Annotated in this window: 3 protein-coding genes; 2 read left to right on the top strand and 1 reads right to left on the bottom strand. The window is 73.4% G+C overall.

The window, feature by feature from the left end:
* A partial coding sequence (locus ESO86_RS15965) for a carboxylesterase family protein (protein ID WP_165308043.1) occupies positions 1-926 on the bottom strand: 926 nt, incomplete at its 3' end.
* Positions 927-1033: 107 nt separating this feature from the next.
* Between ESO86_RS15965 and ESO86_RS15960 the strand changes: the two genes are divergently transcribed.
* Both ESO86_RS15960 and ESO86_RS20160 read left to right on the top strand, forming a co-directional pair.
* On the top strand, positions 1034-1672 hold the full coding sequence (locus ESO86_RS15960) for a DUF2278 family protein (protein WP_207207185.1): 639 nt from the start codon (positions 1034-1036) through the stop codon (positions 1670-1672).
* A gap of 30 nt (positions 1673-1702) precedes the next feature.
* The coding region (locus ESO86_RS20160) for an ATP-binding protein (protein WP_207207186.1) at positions 1703-2071 on the top strand (369 nt) is incomplete at its 3' end.

Below are 2071 nucleotides of genomic sequence, written 5' to 3'. Positions count from 1 at the left end.
GCGCCGGAGATCACCGCCTGCGACGCGATCCCCTGCTTCGCGCGCGCCTGCGCGGCGAAGAGGTCGTCGAGCGCGGCGTCCGGCTCGAGCGGGCCCGCCGCCTCCGCCATCCGACGCTGCATCTCGGCCCGCCCGGTGCGGATGCCGAGCGGCGCGCTCTCCAGGATCACGCGCCGGAACAGGCCGCGAGCGTCGTCGGCGGCGATCAGGTGCGCGAGCGCGTCACCGCCCGACGACTGGCCGACCGCGGTGATCCGCTCGGGGTCTCCGCCGAAGCCGCCGATGTGCTCCCCGACCCACCGGAATGCGGCGATCAGGTCGAGCAGTCCGAGGTTCGCGGGGTGCGCGTCATCCGTCGGGTACCCGAGCAGCCCGAGACGCGACGTGACGGCGACGACGATGACGCGCTGCTCGCGCACGATGGCGGCGGGGTCGTAGCCGGCGAGGTCGCCGGCACCGGAGACGTACGATCCGCCGTGCACCCAGACGAGCACGGGCATCGGCTCGTCGGGCGCGTCCTCCGGGATCGTGATCGTGAGGCGCAGGCAGTCCTCGTCGAACTCGACCCCGCGGAGCGGTCGCCCGAGCAGTTCGTCGCTGGGACTCGCCGGCTGGGGGCACGCCAGACGCTGGAAGCGTCGATCGGATGCCTCGTCGGGCCGGATCTCCGCGGGAACGGGTGCCTCGAACCGACCCGCCGTGGCGTACCGGACGTTGCGCACCCGCACGACCCCGTCGCCCGCGACCGCGGGGAACGTGCCGAGCGGCGTCGCCAGTTCCGTGGGCGTGCCGAGGGGATGCGGGCCGTCCGGAGCGGTCGGCGCGTCGGTCTCGGTCGGGTCGGTCTCGGTCGGGTCGGTGGTGGTCGGGTCGGTGGTGGTCGGGTCGAGGGTGGTCGGGTCGGTGGTGTTCGGGTCGGTCTGCATCGGGTCGACTCCAGTGGGCGCTCGCCCGGACGGTCCGAGCGGGGTGCGTCGCCAGCGTAGCCGGAGCCCCGGACCGGGGGATGAGGTCCTCGCGCAGGAGGAGTAGCGTGAGCGGCGTGCCGCTCTCGGCCTACGGCGTGCTCGTGGGCGCGCTGTCAGAGCACTTCCGGGACCAGCCCGATGACGTCGGGCGCTGGTTCCATGTGAACCTGCGCGTCGTCGCACCGGCCGGCACCTACGCGGTCGCCGTCGACGTCGACAGCAAGAAGTCGGACATCGGCGTGCACTGGAAGCTGCTGCGGATCCGCCGATCCACGCTCGCTCCGGCGAGCGAGGCGTCGTCGGGGTACCACGAGACCGCACGGACGCGCGAGGCCGGCGCGATCGACCTGATCCGGCATCCGTCGATCGCAGAGCATCCCGGCTGCATCGCCCTCCTCCTCGGCGCACGCCGACGTCCATGGACGGTGGGCGACTTCGCCGAGGCGTCGACCGCGCTGGAGTCCATCCTCGTGATCGGCCGTCGCACGCTCGTCTGGGGCGAGCCGTTCGACGACGGCGGCCTCGGCGTGCACAACGTGCACCAGAACCAGGGCGATCCCGCCGGATCGCAGTGGTGGCCGGAGAACGGCATCTGGCAGGACGGCGCGGTGATGGTGGAACGGCCCGACGGCGACTTCGACGCGTTCGTGTCGCGGTTCAGCACCCAGGCGGGTCGCACCGACGACCAGGGTCACCCGATCTGAGCCGTCGGCGAAGGGCGGGACCGGCGGAGGCTGCATCCGAGGTGCTCGACCGCCGCCGGTCGGGCATCGTCCTCGGGCATCCTCCTCGACCTGCGCGACGCGGGACGGGCCCGGTCGGGCAACCTCTATCCGGCGCGTCGGCGGAGAGGTAGGTTATGCCGCATCGACGCCCCATCGCCCCCGATCCTCGGGCGCTCCGACGAACTCGAACGACTCGGTGCGCTGCTCGGCGGTGCGCGCAACGGCCACGGCGGCGCCCTGCTCGTCCGCGGCGAGCCCGGCATCGGCAAGAGCACCCTCCTCGACGCGGCCGTGGAGTCCGCGCGCGGCATCCGGGTCGTGCGCGCCGACGGGTACGAGGCCGAGGCGTCGATACCCTTCGCCGCCCTGCAGCGCCTC

Origin of the sequence: Agromyces binzhouensis (genome assembly GCF_004135055.1) — a bacterium.
Lineage (GTDB): Bacteria > Actinomycetota > Actinomycetes > Actinomycetales > Microbacteriaceae > Agromyces > Agromyces binzhouensis.
Note: the sequence above shows the minus strand (reverse complement) of the source record. Positions and strands in the feature narration are given on the sequence as shown.